The 15,120-nt window shown below is 43.7% G+C and carries 13 protein-coding genes, 1 riboswitch and 1 other annotated feature; of the genes, 8 read left to right on the forward strand and 5 right to left on the reverse strand.

What is annotated here, in order from left to right; all coding sequences use genetic code 11:
- Positions 1-61: 61 nt before the first annotated feature.
- The 3 genes from purB to mnmA form a co-directional block, all read right to left on the reverse strand.
- Positions 62-1,432 carry an adenylosuccinate lyase gene (gene purB / locus R7O03_RS17875; RefSeq protein WP_005378198.1) on the reverse strand — a complete coding sequence of 457 codons (1,371 nt, stop codon included), beginning with the start codon at positions 1,430-1,432 and terminating at the stop codon, positions 62-64.
- 153 nt (positions 1,433-1,585) lie between these two features.
- The gene (gene hflD, locus R7O03_RS17880) at positions 1,586-2,203 is read right to left on the reverse strand and encodes a high frequency lysogenization protein HflD (RefSeq protein WP_005378194.1); all 618 of its coding nucleotides are present in this window, start codon (positions 2,201-2,203) and stop codon (positions 1,586-1,588) included.
- 10 nt (positions 2,204-2,213) lie between these two features.
- A complete protein-coding gene (gene mnmA / locus R7O03_RS17885) occupies positions 2,214-3,338 on the reverse strand; it encodes a tRNA 2-thiouridine(34) synthase MnmA (RefSeq protein WP_005378192.1) in 1,125 nt (374 codons plus the stop codon).
- Positions 3,339-3,526: 188 nt separating this feature from the next.
- On the opposite strand from mnmA, the gene R7O03_RS17890 reads away from it, so the two are divergent.
- Together R7O03_RS17890 and R7O03_RS17895 are read left to right on the forward strand one after the other, a co-directional pair.
- Complete coding sequence (locus R7O03_RS17890; protein WP_005378190.1) at positions 3,527-3,796, forward strand: hypothetical protein; 270 nt, start codon at positions 3,527-3,529, stop codon at positions 3,794-3,796.
- Between the two features lie 117 nt (positions 3,797-3,913).
- Entirely contained in the window at positions 3,914-5,218 is a 1,305-nt protein-coding gene (locus R7O03_RS17895) for an inosine/guanosine kinase (RefSeq protein WP_005378187.1), read from the forward strand.
- Between the two features lie 126 nt (positions 5,219-5,344).
- Here the strand turns inward: R7O03_RS17895 and R7O03_RS17900 are convergent, their stop codons facing one another.
- A complete protein-coding gene (locus tag R7O03_RS17900) occupies positions 5,345-5,752 on the reverse strand; it encodes an H-NS family nucleoid-associated regulatory protein (protein ID WP_005378185.1) in 408 nt (135 codons plus the stop codon).
- A gap of 582 nt (positions 5,753-6,334) precedes the next feature.
- Positions 6,335-6,517, forward strand: a riboswitch (Lysine riboswitch).
- 109 nt (positions 6,518-6,626) lie between these two features.
- Between R7O03_RS17900 and tet(35) the strand changes: the two genes are divergently transcribed.
- On the forward strand, positions 6,627-8,228 hold the full coding sequence (gene tet(35) / locus R7O03_RS17905; protein ID WP_005378182.1) for a tetracycline efflux Na+/H+ antiporter family transporter Tet(35): 1,602 nt from the start codon (positions 6,627-6,629) through the stop codon (positions 8,226-8,228).
- A 324-nt stretch (positions 8,229-8,552) separates the two neighbouring features.
- On the opposite strand, the gene R7O03_RS17910 is transcribed toward tet(35), so the two are convergent.
- Positions 8,553-9,506 (reverse strand): sigma-54 interaction domain-containing protein, encoded by a 954-nt coding sequence (locus tag R7O03_RS17910; protein WP_005388056.1) that lies wholly within the window; start codon positions 9,504-9,506, stop codon positions 8,553-8,555.
- Between the two features lie 369 nt (positions 9,507-9,875).
- Positions 9,876-10,013, forward strand: a sequence feature (His leader region).
- A gap of 53 nt (positions 10,014-10,066) precedes the next feature.
- Here R7O03_RS17910 and hisG point away from each other — a divergent pair.
- The 5 genes from hisG to hisH all read left to right on the forward strand — a co-directional run bounded on the left by hisG (position 10,067) and on the right by hisH (position 15,108).
- Positions 10,067-10,963: an ATP phosphoribosyltransferase gene (hisG, locus tag R7O03_RS17915; protein ID WP_005378180.1), complete on the forward strand. Its 897-nt coding sequence runs from the start codon at positions 10,067-10,069 to the stop codon at positions 10,961-10,963.
- A gap of 5 nt (positions 10,964-10,968) precedes the next feature.
- Positions 10,969-12,261, forward strand: a complete 1,293-nt coding sequence (gene hisD, locus R7O03_RS17920) for a histidinol dehydrogenase (protein ID WP_005389836.1) — start codon at positions 10,969-10,971, stop codon at positions 12,259-12,261.
- A gap of 22 nt (positions 12,262-12,283) precedes the next feature.
- The gene (gene hisC / locus R7O03_RS17925) at positions 12,284-13,324 is read left to right on the forward strand and encodes a histidinol-phosphate transaminase (protein WP_017634689.1); all 1,041 of its coding nucleotides are present in this window, start codon (positions 12,284-12,286) and stop codon (positions 13,322-13,324) included.
- 69 nt (positions 13,325-13,393) lie between these two features.
- A complete protein-coding gene (hisB, locus tag R7O03_RS17930; protein WP_005389832.1) occupies positions 13,394-14,467 on the forward strand; it encodes a bifunctional histidinol-phosphatase/imidazoleglycerol-phosphate dehydratase HisB in 1,074 nt (357 codons plus the stop codon).
- Positions 14,468-14,493: 26 nt separating this feature from the next.
- Complete coding sequence (gene hisH, locus R7O03_RS17935; RefSeq protein ID WP_005389830.1) at positions 14,494-15,108, forward strand: imidazole glycerol phosphate synthase subunit HisH; 615 nt, start codon at positions 14,494-14,496, stop codon at positions 15,106-15,108.
- Positions 15,109-15,120 lie beyond the last annotated feature (12 nt).

Consider the following 15,120-nt stretch of genomic DNA (forward strand, 5'->3'; position numbering starts at 1 on the left):
TAACTAAAAAAGGTTGACGCTTTCGCGTCAACCTTTTAAGTATCTGGTCGTTACAGGAGTATTACAGCTTATCTGTCAGCTCGATTGCTTGACCGATATAGTTCGCTGGTGTCATCTCTTTCAGACGTGCTTTCTCGTGCTCAGGAAGCTCAAGACCGTCGATGAAGTTACGCATTGCTTCGCCGTCTACACGCTTACCACGAGTTAGCTCTTTCAGCTTCTCGTATGGCTTCTCGATGCCGTAACGACGCATAACTGTTTGTACTGGCTCAGCTAGTACTTCCCAGTTCTTGTCTAGTTCAGCAAGAAGCGCTTCACGGTTTACTTCTAGCTTGCTGATGCCTTTAAGCGTAGAAGTGTAAGCGATGATAGCGTAGCCAACACCAACACCAAGGTTACGTAGAACCGTTGAGTCAGTTAGGTCACGTTGCCAACGAGAGATAGGCAGTTTCTGTGCTAGGTGGCCGAATACAGCGTTCGCAAGACCTAGGTTGCCTTCTGAGTTTTCAAAGTCGATTGGGTTAACTTTGTGAGGCATTGTTGAAGAACCAATCTCACCAGCAATAGTTTTTTGCTTGAAGTGGCCTAGTGCAATGTAACCCCAAACGTCACGGTCGAAGTCAATCAGGATAGTGTTGAAACGAGCGATAGCGTCGAACAGCTCAGCGATGTAATCGTGCGGTTCGATTTGAGTTGTGTAAGGGTTCCAAGTTACGCCTAGAGACTCTGTGATGAACTCTTCAGAGAACTTGTGCCAATCTAGTTCTGGGTAAGCAGAAAGGTGTGCGTTGTAGTTACCTACTGCACCGTTGATTTTCGCTAGGATCTCAACGTTTTCGATTTGCTTGAATTGACGCTCCATACGGTACGCCACGTTTGCCATTTCTTTACCCATAGTAGATGGAGAAGCAGGCTGACCGTGTGTACGAGATAGAAGAGGAATGTCGCGGTATTCCACTGCTAGTGCTTTGATAGCGTCGATTAGGTTACGGATTTCTGGAAGAATCACGTTCTCACGCGCTTCTTTAAGCATTAGAGCGTGTGATGTGTTGTTGATGTCTTCAGAAGTACATGCGAAGTGGAAGAACTCGTTTACTGCGTGCAGTTCAGGAACGTCTGCTACTTTCTCTTTTAGGAAGTACTCAACCGCTTTTACGTCGTGGTTAGTTGTACGCTCGATCTCTTTGATACGGCGTGCATCTTCTTCAGAGAAGTTTGCAGCAAGGTCGTCTAGGAATTGGTTTGCTTCTGCGCTAAACGCTGGCACTTCTGCAATTTCAGCAGTAGCAGCAAGCTTTTGTAGCCAGCGGATTTCAACGATAGTACGGTACTTTAGTAGACCGTATTCACTGAAAATTTCGCGTAACGCAATTGTCTTGCTTCCGTAACGGCCGTCTACTGGTGAAACAGCAGTCAATGCTGACAGTTCCATGATGTTCTCCTGAATTGGGTTTCTAAATTTCGTGAGCTTTATACCAATAACTGTGGCAATTGTCACGAATATTGCGCAAACGTTTGCGCGAGATTTGTTTTAGTCGAAAAAAATGAGCTCGCGATAAACGCGAGCTGCTTATTTGATATTTTACTACAGACGAGCAAGAAGGATTTGTGCTTGCTCTACCATCTTCTTGCGCCCGAAGATTAGGTGGCGACGCTTACCACCAACTTGACGCCAAAGAACTGCACTACGAATGCCAGATAACAACAGCGCACGAACTTTGTGTTGGCTTGCCGTCTGCTGCAGTACAGATGGCGTGCCCGTTACTTGAATGCGTGGGCCAATAGGGCTAACGACATCCAGATAGATGCTCGCTAAATTGCTGATCATTTGATCGTCTAGTAGCTCAAAGTGCTCTGACTGACGCTTGGCCATTTGAATACGATCACCAAGCTGAGACATAGCATCGTTACGAGAGCTTAACTTACGTTCTAACGCCATTAAACTAATAATGTAACGAGTAATTTCACTGCCTGATGGTGTGCTATCAATCCCTTTAACCAAGCATTCTAGGCCGAGCTTTAGATCGGCTTCGCGACCGAATACGCCAACTGTGTTAGCAGGGTTCGTGCTCAAAATAGCGTTGATTGATGTTTCAAAAGCATCTTGATCACAATGTCCGTTTCTCGCTACCTGTTGAACTAAAGCAACAGCTTGGCAAATCCCAGCGAAAGCGATAGTACGGTCATAAAGTGTATTCGCCACGTAACGACTCCTAAGCTTGAGAATATTTAATGCGTTGCTCGATGATGCCGCCACCTAGGCACACGTCACCTTTGTAGAACACTGCTGATTGACCTGGAGTTACAGCAATTTGTGGCTCGTCAAAGATAACTTTAATGTTTTCATCATCGATAGGGATGATTGTACAAGGAATATCTTCCTGACGGTAACGAGTTTTCACTGTGCACTTCATAACATCGCGAATTGGCTCACGATCTACCCAATGAAGTTGTGATGCAAGTAGACCTTCTGATTTCAACATTGGATGGTCTTTACCTTGAACAGCAATCAAAACGTTACGTTCTAGATCTTTCTCACCAACGAACCATGGGTCCTCGTTACCACCGCCGCCTTTACGGCCACCAATGTGTAGACCTTTACGCTGACCAAGTGTGTGGTACATCAGGCCTTGGTGTTGACCAATCACTTCGCCTTCTGGAGTCTCGATATTACCAGGCTGAGCTGGAAGGTAGCGACCCAGGAATTCCGTAAACTTACGTTCACCGATGAAACAAATACCAGTTGAGTCTTTCTTCTTCGCCGTGATTAGATCTTGCTCTTCCGCAATGCGGCGTACTTCTGGCTTCTCTAGGTCACCAACAGGGAATAGGCTACGTGCGATTTGCTCGTTGCTTAATGTGTACAGGAAGTAGCTTTGATCTTTGTTGCCATCTAGACCACGTAGCATCTGTGGTTTTTCACCGTTTTCTGGGAAAGAGCGACGCACATAGTGGCCCATTGCAATGTAATCAGCATCAAGTACTTCATCAGCGAATTCTAGGAATGCTTTGAACTTGATTTCTTTGTTACAAAGAATGTCAGGGTTCGGAGTACGGCCCGCTTTGTATTCAGCAAGGAAGTACTCAAATACGTTATCCCAGTATTCGGCAGCAAAGTTGATAGTGTGTAGGTGGATGCCTAGCTTGTCACATACTGCCTGAGCGTCAGCAAGATCTTCTGCCGCTGTACAATATTCTTCGTTGTCATCTTCTTCCCAGTTCTTCATGAAAAGGCCTTCTACTTGGTAGCCTTGCTGTTTTAGAAGATACGCGGAAACAGATGAATCAACGCCGCCGGACATACCGACGATGACTTTCTTTTGGCTGTTATCAGACATTACTAAACACCACTTAAATAAACGGGATGCAGATTCTATCAGAATCCACAGACCGGTGACAGATCCGAGATCGAAATCACAATTCATTTCGCTGAATTTTTCTTCAACAAAGATTCGAACGAGTAATTTCGCAAGTATAGAAGAGGTATATATGGCATAGTTGGCCAAAATCCAAGAGGAAACATCAAATGACAGAAGAAAACCAATTTATGCAAGAAAGTGAGTTGATTGAAATTGTTGAAAATCAGCTCGAAGATGGCAACCCGCTTAAAGTAAAAGAAACCCTTATGCGTTTAATGATGACTGGCACACCACGTGAAGATGCGGTTGCGATGATGGCATGTGCGATGTCAATTGAGATTTTTGATGTAATGAAGAATGAAGGTGAGTTCAACCTAAAGCGTTATAGCGAGCACCTTGAGCAACTACCAGATCTCAGCTTTATGGAAGGTGAATAAGCCACCTAAAAGAAAAAAGTAGTCAGCAAACGTTTGCTATAATCGCTTTTATTGCTGCTTTATTATTAGCGGTATAGAATCCGCTCTCCTTTTCATCCCCTTACTCAGACTGACAATATGAAATTTCCTGGACAACGCAAATCGAAGCACTATTTTCCTGTTCATGCTCGTGACCCGCTGGTGAGCCAAGCACAAGAAAGCAAGAAGATGACGCGCACTCACATCATTGGTATTGACCAAACCTTGGTTGATATTGAAGCAAAAGTTACAACGGATGTGATTGAAAAGTACGGTCTGAGTAAAGGTCACTCTCTGGTTATCGATGACGAAAGAGCAGAAGAGTTATACCAGCAACTGAAAGAAGAGAACTTGATTACCAATGAGTATGCGGGCGGTACAATTGGTAACACGCTACATAACTACTCCGTGCTAGCGGATGACCGCTCCACACTACTTGGAGTGATGAGCCAGGATATTAAGATTGGCAGCTATGGTTACCGTTATCTTTGTAATACATCAAGCCGCATGGACTTGAACTACCTACAAGGTGTAGATGGTGCAATTGGCCGTTGTTTTGCTCTTATCACAGAAGACGGTGAACGTACTTTTGCTATCAGCGAAGGGCAAATGAACCAACTCCATCCTGATAGCATTCCAGAGAAAATCTTTAAAAATGCATCAGCACTTGTACTGACGTCATATCTAGTACGTTGCAAAGACGGCGACCCAATGCCGGAAGCAACAATGAAAGCGATTGAGTACGCGAAAAAGAATGATGTGCCTGTTGTTCTGACTTTAGGCACAAAGTTTGTTATTCAAGATGACCCTAAATATTGGCAAGAATTCATTCGAGATAACGTTTCAGTCGTTGCGATGAATGAAGATGAAGCAGAAGCTCTGACGGGGGAATCTGATCCACTTGCTGCGTCTGATAAAACATTGGAGTGGGCTGATCTAGTATTGTGCACGGCTGGTCCTGTAGGTCTATTTATGGCTGGGTATACGGAAGATAGCGCGAAGCGCGAAACTTCTTTGCCATTACTTCCAGGGTCAATTGCTGAATTTAATCGTTATGAATTCAGTCGTCCGGCGAAAAAAGACTCATGCGAGACGCCAATAAAAGTGTACTCGCATATCTCGCCATATATGGGTGGCCCAGAAAAAATTAAGAATACAAATGGCGCAGGTGATGCTGCGTTATCTGCTGTTCTTCATGATATGGCAGCAAATAAATACCATAAAGAAAATGTGCCTAATTCAAGCAAGCACAGTAACGAGTATTTAACTTACTCTTCTTTTTCTCAAGTCTGCAAATACGCAAACCGTGCTAGCTACGAAGTTCTCGTGCAACATTCACCACGATTGTCGCGCGGACTTCCTGAGCGAGAAGATAGCCTAGAAGAAGCATACTGGGAACGTTAATACGAAGCGGTTTAATTAACTATTCTGTAACTAAAGTAAAAGGCACATTAAGAAATGTGCCTTTTTTTTTGTAATGGTTTAAATAAAAAAGGCTCCCTATGGGAGCCTTTTAAAAATAGCATGGATCTAGATTAGGAACTCATCCAGAGATTTACCTGCATCAAGTTGCTCTTGAATCGCCGAAGGTGTACGACCTTGGCCAGTCCAAGTTTTCTCATTACCGTTTGAATCTGTGTATTTGTATTTAGCAGGGCGAGGTGCGCGCTTCGCTTTGCCTTTCGTCTTAGTTTCGCCAGATAGCGCAGTAATAAGTGCTTCTACGTCAATACCGTCTTGAGCGATTTTCTCAGCAATCTCTGCAAGCTTAGCTTCTTGCTCTGCTTGTGCTGCGCGTTCTGCTTCTTCTGCTTCACGACGCTCATCTACGACAGTAGTGAGTTTATCTAGAGCTTCTTCCAATTGTTCTAGAGTCAGCTCACGAGAAAATGCACGAAGGCTACGGATATTTAGAAGGGTTTTAGTCAGCTCTGACATAACGATTCCTATTAAAAGGTTAATGTGTTGGGCACTTTTTATCGTTACGATTAAATAATGCCAATCTATAAATAAACAAAGAGTCCTTATATTTAACTTTATCTTTTCCTTATGTGCAAATGCTAAATCAAGATTTTGTTTAAATTTGACTATTTTTTAAAGCAATTAATATTATTACACTCGAAATAAATCATTATTAGATGAGAACTAAAATCAACAATCATTATTGTATAGAGAGAGTGACAGCTTGGTTTTTTATAAAAAAATTTGAGTTATTACTTAAAAATATGAAGCATCCATCTTTAATGGTGTGTCATATATCCTTAATTTATTGATATAAGATAAACCATGATATTTCTAAGGTAGTAATAATGTTTCATAAATAACATGATTGATGTGATTTCAGTTGCACAAAACTTATGGAAGTAGGCAAGGTTTATAAATTATCTCAGTCATTATTTATTTGTTTAATTTAGTTTGATGTGTTGCATTGACTCTCATCATAAGTACAATGGCTGCCACCTGATGCAATATTGCAGACAATTTGTTGTTAATTTGTACAGTTAGTGGTTAATTGTTTGTTGTTGCCGTAGAGGCGCGGTCTCGAAGAGTAGCTATTATTGGGGTGATGCCAATGAATAATAGTGGAAGGCGAAGATTGCCGAAGTAAGTAACTCATCAAAGTTACTTGCTGGGGTTGTATCTGAAAGGAACAACACTGCCATAGTATATATTCACATTAAACTATGGAGCGCTACTGTAGGGTTGGGTGGAGTGTTCGCTTCCCTGTCGCTAAGTTCAACATGAGCACGTATCGTATGCTACGTGACTTGTCTGCAGTAGATCTCTAGCCAAACTTTGGTTTTTGAAGATCATGAATTTAATAGATTTTTCTAGTTCTCCTGTTTCATTATTGCCACCTATTGTCGCTTTGACTTTGGCGATTTTGACTCGACGTGTATTAGTTTCCTTGGGTGTAGGTATCGTGCTAGGTGCGGTGCTACTTAATAGCTGGTCTATCAGCGACACCGCAGGTTACGTCAGTTCTCAAGTTTCTTCTGTCTTTATTGAAGATGGCGGAATTAACACTTGGAACATGAGCATTGTTGGTTTCCTAATCTTATTAGGTATGACAACAGCTTTATTAACGCTATCTGGCGGTACTCGTGCTTTTGCTGAATGGGCACAATCTCGAGTGAAGAGTAAACGCGGCTCCAAACTTCTTGCCGCCTTTTTAGGCGTATTCATTTTTGTCGATGATTACTTTAATAGCCTTGCTGTTGGTGCGATCTCTCGCCCAGTAACCGATCGCTTTTATGTGTCTCGCGCTAAGCTTGCGTACATTCTAGACTCAACCGCTGCTCCAATGTGTGTAATTATGCCTGCTTCTAGCTGGGGTGCTTACATTATTACTATTATTGGCGGGATCTTAGTCTCACATGGGATCACAGAGTATTCGGCTCTTGGCGCATATGTTCGTCTTATCCCAATGAACTTCTACGCCGTTTTTGCGCTGCTAATGGTGTTCGCTGTTGCTTGGTTTGGTCTTGATATTGGTAAAATGCGTGAGCATGAGATCTCTGCATCGCAAGGTCGTGGCTTTGATAAAGACAAAGAAAATGACTCGCAAGAAGCGCATGACCTAAACGAAGAGCTAGATATCCGTGAAAGTGAAAAGGGTAAAGTGTCAGATTTGATACTTCCTATCGTGACGCTGATTATCGCGACTATCGCTTCAATGCTTTACACGGGTGGCCAAGCATTGGCTGCTGATGGTAAGGAGTTTGCGCTTCTTGGTGCTTTTGAAAATACAGATGTAGGTACATCACTAATCTACGGTAGCTTGCTTGGCTTAGCAGTTGCACTGTTTACTGTTGTGAAGCAAGGTCTACCAATGGCTGAGATCGCACGTACACTTTGGATTGGTGCTAAGTCTATGTTTGGTGCGATTCTAATCTTAGTATTTGCCTGGACCATTGGTTCTGTTATCGGTGATATGAAGACAGGTACTTACCTTTCGACAATGGCGCAGGGCAATATCAACCCTCATTGGCTCCCAGTTATCCTATTCTTGTTGTCTGGCCTGATGGCGTTCTCAACAGGTACTTCATGGGGTACGTTCGGCATCATGCTTCCAATCGCTGGAGACATGGCTGGCGCAACAGACGTAGCGCTAATGCTACCGATGCTGAGTGCGGTTTTAGCTGGTGCGGTATTCGGTGACCATTGTTCACCAATCTCAGATACGACTATCCTGTCATCGACGGGTGCACGTTGTAACCACATTGACCACGTATCAACACAGTTACCTTATGCATTATCAGTCGCGCTTGTTTCATGCGTCGGCTTTATTGCCCTTGGTATGACTGCTTCAATTGCGTTCTCGTTCATTGCAGCGTCGATAACATTCGTTATCGTTTGCGCTATTTTGTCATGGCTTTCAAAGTCTAAAATAGCGTCTTGCCAGAGTGCGTAAGTTGTTTTGAATAGATTCGTTACAGAGGGAAGCTCCGCTAATTTAGCGGAGCTTTTTTTTAACGCGACTTAGGTGAGGGGGGCAATCGCGTTTTTGGGGATAAAAGTCTCGTGTTAAGAGCGAATTGTTTGTGTACCGAGCTCTCCTTGATGGGCTGTAATGGAAAAGCAATCCATCTTCTTCTTAGTTCTAAGCAAAGACTATGCCCATTTTAAGCTTTTGATTTTTAATACAGCAAAATCCGCATGGTTGCGATGCAGAGTTAACTAAATGATATCTAAAGAGTTACCTGTTACACAGTGTTACGTTACACCTATACAGTATTTAAACATTTAAGTTGTATTTCTTTATTAATCGATAAAGCGTTGTTCTTGAAATGCCGAGGTGACGTGCAGCCGCACTCATATTGTGTTTATTTTCTTCGATAGCTTGCAGTAGGTAGTCGAGATCAATTTGGTCCACAGAAGGGAGCAATTGCCTCTCATTGTTATCAAGGCCCAAGTCAGCGACGAGAAGCGTGTGATCTTCACACATCACAATTGCTCGTTGGATGACATTCCGCAGTTCTCTTACGTTGCCTGGCCAACGATGTTTGAGGAGCTTGGCTTTTACCTTATCAGACATTTTTTGTACCTGACCATGAGACAGGTCTGCTAGGAAGTGTTCAGATAAAATAATAATGTCTTTTCCACGCTTTCTCAGTGGAGGGATAGTTAATGGCAATATATTAAGCCGATAGAATAGATCTTCACGAAATCCTCCTTGTACGACTTCATTTTTCAGATCCACGTGGCTTGCTGCAATGACCCTACAGTCCACGTCAATGAATTTATCCGCTCCGACTTTATGGATTTGTTTACTCTCCAAAAAGTGAAGGAGGTGGATTTGTAGGTCTGGTGGCATGTCACCAATTTCATCAAGAAATAGGGTGCCTTTATGTGCCTTTTGAATAAAACCTATACGCTCTGAGATTGCGCCTGTAAATGCTCCTTTTTCATGGCCGAAAAGCTCGGATGCAATAAGACCACTTGGAATGGCTCCACAGTTGACTTCCACAAAAGGTGCTGAGTGTCTGTTCGACAATTGATGAATAAGGCGAGCGCAAAGACCTTTCCCAACACCAGTTTCACCCTGAATGAGGACTTCAGCATCACATTGAGCGTACTTTTGTATTGCAGTACGAAGTTCTTGGATACAGGCACTATTGCCGATCAACGGGTATAGTGCCGTATCGTCGAAATCTACAGCTTGTTTATTACTACCGTTACGCAGTTTCATTGTTAATCACTATTTTTTGCCCCGCTCTAATAATAGTTTTGAATGAATTGTCTCAAACGTGAGTTGCTGTCTCTTTATTGAGAAAAGTGTCAATTAATGGGTTGGGTACGGTCTAAATAGTTGATTTGGTGGATATTCATACTATTCTTCGTTTTCTTCGTCAGAGTAGAGCTGATTGGAGGTGTTCTTTCTACCAGAGTATTCAATATGGAAAAGAATTTAATTTCATTTAAATCAATATCTTGTGAAAAATATTTAGAAAATATTCAATTGAGTATTGAAAAATATAGAATCCTTAGTTAGTGTGGTTACTAACAAAGCAACTCAAAAAGAGCCTTAAATAAGTATGCGTAATTTTGTAATGAACATTCATCACCATCATCACCCAATCTAGTCTTTCGGGCGATGTACGCATACCCGGGAGGCAGGAAACTCCCGGAGGTAAAATCAAAGTAAAAGCAGATTTTAAACCCTCGGGAGACTTCAATCTCCCGAGGGTTTTTTAGTTTTATTAGTTTGAAAAATACTTAGATATCAAAATCTTGCATAGGGACAAAGCAATGCAAACACAACGTTTAAGAATCGCAATTCAGAAAAAAGGTCGTCTTAGCAAAGAGAGTCAAGCTCTACTAAAACAGTGCGGCGTAAAGTTCAACGTAATGGGCGAGCGTTTAGTTGTCCATTCTGAAAATATGCCAATTGATTTACTCTTGGTTCGTGACGACGACATCCCAGGTTTAATTATGGATGGCGTGGTTGACCTTGGCTTTATTGGCGAAAATGAACTAGAAGAAGTTCGCCTTGACCGCAAAGCATTAGGTGAACCCTGCGAGTTTGTTCAGCTTCGTCGACTTGATTTTGGTGGCTGTCGTTTATCTATCGCAATCGACAAGGACGAAGAGTACAACGGTCCACAAGACTTAGCTGGCAAGCGTATTGCTACAACGTATCCTCAACTTCTAAAAGCGTACATGGATGAAGCCGGCGTTCCATTCTCTACATGTATGCTGACAGGCTCTGTAGAAGTTGCGCCTCGTGCGGGTCTCGCTGATGCTATCGCTGATTTGGTTTCTACAGGTGCAACACTGGAAGCGAACGGCCTTAAAGAAGCTGAAATTATCTTCAAATCAAAAGCGACATTGATTCAACGCACAGGTGAGTTCGACGCAGACAAAGTGGCGCTAATCGAAAAGCTGTTAACTCGCATGCAAGGCGTACAACAAGCAAAAGAATCTAAGTACATTATGCTTCACGCCCCAGCAGAGAAGTTAGATCAAATTAAAGCACTACTGCCAGGTGCTGAAGATCCAACTGTTCTTCCTCTTTCTGCAGATAAGCAGAAAATGGCTGTTCACTTGGTGAGTTCTGAAAACCTGTTCTGGGAAACAATGGAACAGCTGAAAGAGTTGGGCGCAAGTTCAATTCTTGTTCTACCAATTGAAAAAATGATGGAGTAAGCATCATGAGAACAGTCGTTTGGCAATCATTAAGTGAGAATCAGCAAGACTCTATTTTGGAGCGCCCTGCTATTGCAGAAGGTGCCAATATCACCACTGCTGTGGCCGAAGTTATTGCTAAAGTTCGAGAAGAAGGTGACTCTGCTCTTATTGAGCTGACAGAAAAGTTTGACCGTGTTAAGCCTGAATCCATTCGTGTTTCTTCTCAGGAAATTAAGGCAGCGTCAGAGCGTTTGTCAGAGTCAATGAAGAGCGCACTAGAGCAAGCTTACGCCAATATTTCTAAGTTCCACAAAGCGCAAAAGCCGCAACCGATCAAGGTGGAAACGCAGCCGGGTGTCGTATGTGAGCAAGTCACTCGCCCAATTCAAAAAGTCGGATTATATATCCCAGGAGGGAGTGCACCGCTGCCATCAACGGTATTGATGCTCGGCGTTCCTGCAAAAATTGCAGGTTGTCGTAAAGTCGTTCTTTGTTCTCCACCGCCAATCGCTGATGAGATCCTTTATGTCGCGAAACTGTGTGGCATTGATGAAGTGTACAACGTCGGTGGTGGCCAAGCAGTTGCTGCAATGGCTTATGGCACCGAGACTGTATCGAAAGTAGATAAGATCTTTGGTCCGGGCAACGCTTACGTGACCGAAGCAAAACGACAGGTTAGCAATGATTTCCGCGGTGCTGCGATTGATATGCCAGCAGGGCCATCAGAAGTGCTAGTGATTGCAGATGAAACCGCAGATGCAGACTTTATCGCTGCGGATCTTTTGAGCCAAGCGGAACACGGTCCTGATTCTCAAGTGGTATTGGTGACTCCTTCTCCTGTGATTGCTGATCAAGTGACGGATGCGGTTCAACGTCAGCTTAAGGAGCTATCTCGTGCAGACATCGCAGAAAAGGCTCTGGCATCAAGCTTGATCATTATTTCCGAGTCGATGACGCAGTCAGTTTCTATTTCCAATTACTACGGTCCTGAGCACTTGATTGTTCAGACTAAGAACCCTCGTGAGCTTCTACCTCTATTAGATAACGCAGGTTCTATCTTCCTTGGGGATTGGTCGCCTGAATCTGCGGGAGATTACGCATCGGGGACTAACCACGTCCTTCCTACTTACGGTTACACACGTACTTATTCAAGCTTAGGTTTGGCGGATTTCTCTAAACGAATGACGGTTCAGGAGCTTTCTGCTGATGGTTTAAAGAACCTTGCACCAACGGTAGTCACGATGGCTGAAGCAGAAGGTCTGGACGCTCACAAACGTGCTGTTACTATCCGCGTAGAAAAATTAGCAAGTAAGTAAGAAAGAATAAGAGAGTAATGAGATGGAAAAGCTAGCGCGTAAACAAGTCCAACAGCTTACCCCTTATATGTCGGCTCGCCGAATCGGTGGTACGGGTGACGTATGGCTAAATGCCAATGAATCACCATTTAATAATGAATACAAAACAGACTTTGCTCGTCTTAATCGTTACAGCGAATGCCAACCGAAAGAACTGATTTCCGCTTACGCAGCGTATGCGGGTGTGAAACCAGAACAAACACTGACTTCTCGCGGCGCCGACGAAGGTATTGAGTTATTAATTCGTGCATTCTGTGAGCCGGGTGAAGATGCGATTCTTTACTGCCCTCCAACTTACGGTATGTACGCCATCAGCGCTGAAACCATTGGCGTTGAGCGCAAAACCGTGCCGCTAACCTCAGATTGGCAACTAGACCTTGCTGGCATCGAAGCTAATCTGGATAACGTGAAGCTGGTTTTTGTATGTTCGCCAAACAACCCAACAGGTAACTTAGTTAAGCGTGAAGACATTGTCTCTCTGCTTGAGATGACAAAAGACCGTGCAATCGTGGTGATGGATGAAGCATACATCGATTTTTGTCCAGAAGCGTCAACGGTAGATTTACTGGCGCAATACCCGAATCTTGCGATTCTGCGTACTCTGTCGAAAGCTTTTGCGCTTGCAGGTCTGCGTTGTGGATTTACGCTTGCGAACGAAGAGCTGATTAATGTACTTCTTAAAGTTATCGCACCTTACCCAGTCCCAGTACCAGTGGCAGAAATTGCGACTCAGGCACTTTCGGAAGCTGGTTTAGCGCGAGCGAAGTTTCAAGTTCTCGATTTGAATGCAAACCGTGCTTACTTGCAAGTTGGCCTTTCAATGATTCCGGGCTTGGAAGTGTTTGAAGGGTGGGGAAACTACCTATTGGTGAAATTCCCAGATGGCGATGACCTTTTCAAAGCGGCTTGGGATACGGGCATTATTTTGCGTAACTCGCCAATTGAAAACTGTGTGCGTATCAGTGTGGGTAACCGTGACGAGTGCGAAAAAACGCTTGGATTTATCAGAAACTACTACGCATAAATAGAGACAGAATTTATCGCTCTCGCTCAATAGCGGGAGCGCCAAAAGAATAGCAATAAGGAAGTTCGAGTGAGCAAACAACAAAAAATCCTTTTTATCGACCGTGATGGCACCTTAATTGTTGAGCCGCCGATTGATTTTCAAGTAGACCGTTTAGATAAACTAAAACTGGAACCATTTGTTATCCCAAGCCTGTTGTCGTTGCAGGATGCAGGATACCGCCTAGTGATGGTCACGAACCAAGATGGTTTGGGTACAGACAGCTACCCACAAGCTGATTTTGATGCACCGCACAACATGATGATGGAGATCTTTGAGTCTCAAGGTGTGAAGTTCGATGACGTACTGATTTGTCCTCACTTTGATGAAGACAACTGCTCTTGCCGTAAGCCTAAATTGGGCTTGGTAAAAGAGTACCTTCAAGGTGGCAAAGTGGATTTCCAAAACTCTGTTGTGATTGGCGATCGTCAAACCGATCTTCAACTTGCAGAAAATATGGCAATTCGTGGTATTCAATACAACCCAGAAACCATGGGCTGGAAACAGATCCTAAAAGATCTCACAGTGAAGGCGCGTGTTGCTGAAGTCGTTCGAACCACAAAAGAAACAGACATCAAAGTATTCGTTAATCTTGATGAGCAAGGCGGTAATGACATCTCCACAGGTCTTGGCTTTTTTGACCACATGCTGGATCAAATTGCGACGCACGGTGGATTCCAAATGGTGTGCAAAGTGGAAGGTGACCTGCACATTGATGATCACCACACAGTGGAAGATACCGCTCTTGCGTTAGGTCAAGCGTTGAAAGAAGCACTGGGTGACAAGCGTGGTATTGGTCGCTTTGGCTTTAGCTTGCCAATGGATGAGTGTTTGGCGCAATGCGCACTAGACCTATCAGGTCGTCCTTACCTTAAGTTCGACGCGCAGTTTAGTCGTGAGCAAGTGGGTGATCTTTCAACAGAGATGGTGGTTCACTTCTTCCGCTCTCTGACTGACACATTAGCGTGTACGTTGCACCTTTCTTCTGCGGGCAACAATGATCACCACATCATTGAAAGCCTATTTAAAGCGTTTGGCCGTACTTTGCGCCAAGCAATCAAAGTAGAAGGCACTGAGCTACCAAGTAGTAAAGGCGTGCTTTAAGGCTAACGTTAGCAAGGAGAAAAACAGTGACAGAACAGAAAGTTGTCATTATCGATACTGGCTGTGCCAACGTTTCTTCGGTGAAGTTTGCCATTGAACGCCTAGGCTATGACGTAACGATTTCAAAAGATCCGCAAGTCGTATTATCGGCAGACAAGCTATTCCTACCGGGTGTGGGAACCGCCAGCGAAGCGATGAAGAACCTAGAAGAGCGCGATCTTATCAGCTTGGTAAAACAGGTAGAAAAGCCATTACTAGGTATCTGTCTAGGCATGCAATTGTTGGGCAAAGTGTCTCAAGAGAAAGGCCAGAAAGCCGACGAGTTAGTTGAGTGTCTTGGACTTTGTGATGGCGAAGTGAAGTTGCTACAAACTGGCGATTTGCCACTGCCGCATATGGGGTGGAATACAGTTTCCGCAAAAGCAGGTAATCCACTTTTCAAAGGCATTGAAGAAGGAGAGTATTTCTACTTCGTGCACAGCTTTGCAATGCCTGTTGGGGATTACACGATTGCGGAATGTGAGTACGGTAACCCGTTCACAGCAGCAGTACAAAGCGGTAACTACTACGGCGTGCAATTCCACCCTGAGCGTTCTTCAAAAGCGGGCGCGAAGCTTATTCAAAACTTCTTAGAATTATAAAAGGGATTTAGT

The sequence above is a fragment of the Vibrio sp. Vb2960 genome (genome assembly GCF_033337665.1).
Taxonomy (GTDB): Bacteria; Pseudomonadota; Gammaproteobacteria; order Enterobacterales; family Vibrionaceae; genus Vibrio; species Vibrio alginolyticus.

Excerpts from the sequence above, each read along its gene's own strand:
- purB (WP_005378198.1), bottom strand. The coding sequence starts at position 1,432 with ATGGAACTGTCAGCATTGACTGCTGTTTCACCAGTAGACGGCCGTTAC.
- mnmA (WP_005378192.1), bottom strand. The coding sequence starts at position 3,338 with ATGTCTGATAACAGCCAAAAGAAAGTCATCGTCGGTATGTCCGGCGGC.
- R7O03_RS17890 (WP_005378190.1), top strand. The coding sequence starts at position 3,527 with ATGACAGAAGAAAACCAATTTATGCAAGAAAGTGAGTTGATTGAAATT.
- R7O03_RS17895 (WP_005378187.1), top strand. The coding sequence starts at position 3,914 with ATGAAATTTCCTGGACAACGCAAATCGAAGCACTATTTTCCTGTTCAT.
- R7O03_RS17900 (WP_005378185.1), bottom strand. The coding sequence starts at position 5,752 with ATGTCAGAGCTGACTAAAACCCTTCTAAATATCCGTAGCCTTCGTGCA.
- R7O03_RS17910 (WP_005388056.1), bottom strand. The coding sequence starts at position 9,506 with ATGAAACTGCGTAACGGTAGTAATAAACAAGCTGTAGATTTCGACGAT.
- hisG (WP_005378180.1), top strand. The coding sequence starts at position 10,067 with ATGCAAACACAACGTTTAAGAATCGCAATTCAGAAAAAAGGTCGTCTT.
- hisD (WP_005389836.1), top strand. The coding sequence starts at position 10,969 with ATGAGAACAGTCGTTTGGCAATCATTAAGTGAGAATCAGCAAGACTCT.
- hisC (WP_017634689.1), top strand. The coding sequence starts at position 12,284 with ATGGAAAAGCTAGCGCGTAAACAAGTCCAACAGCTTACCCCTTATATG.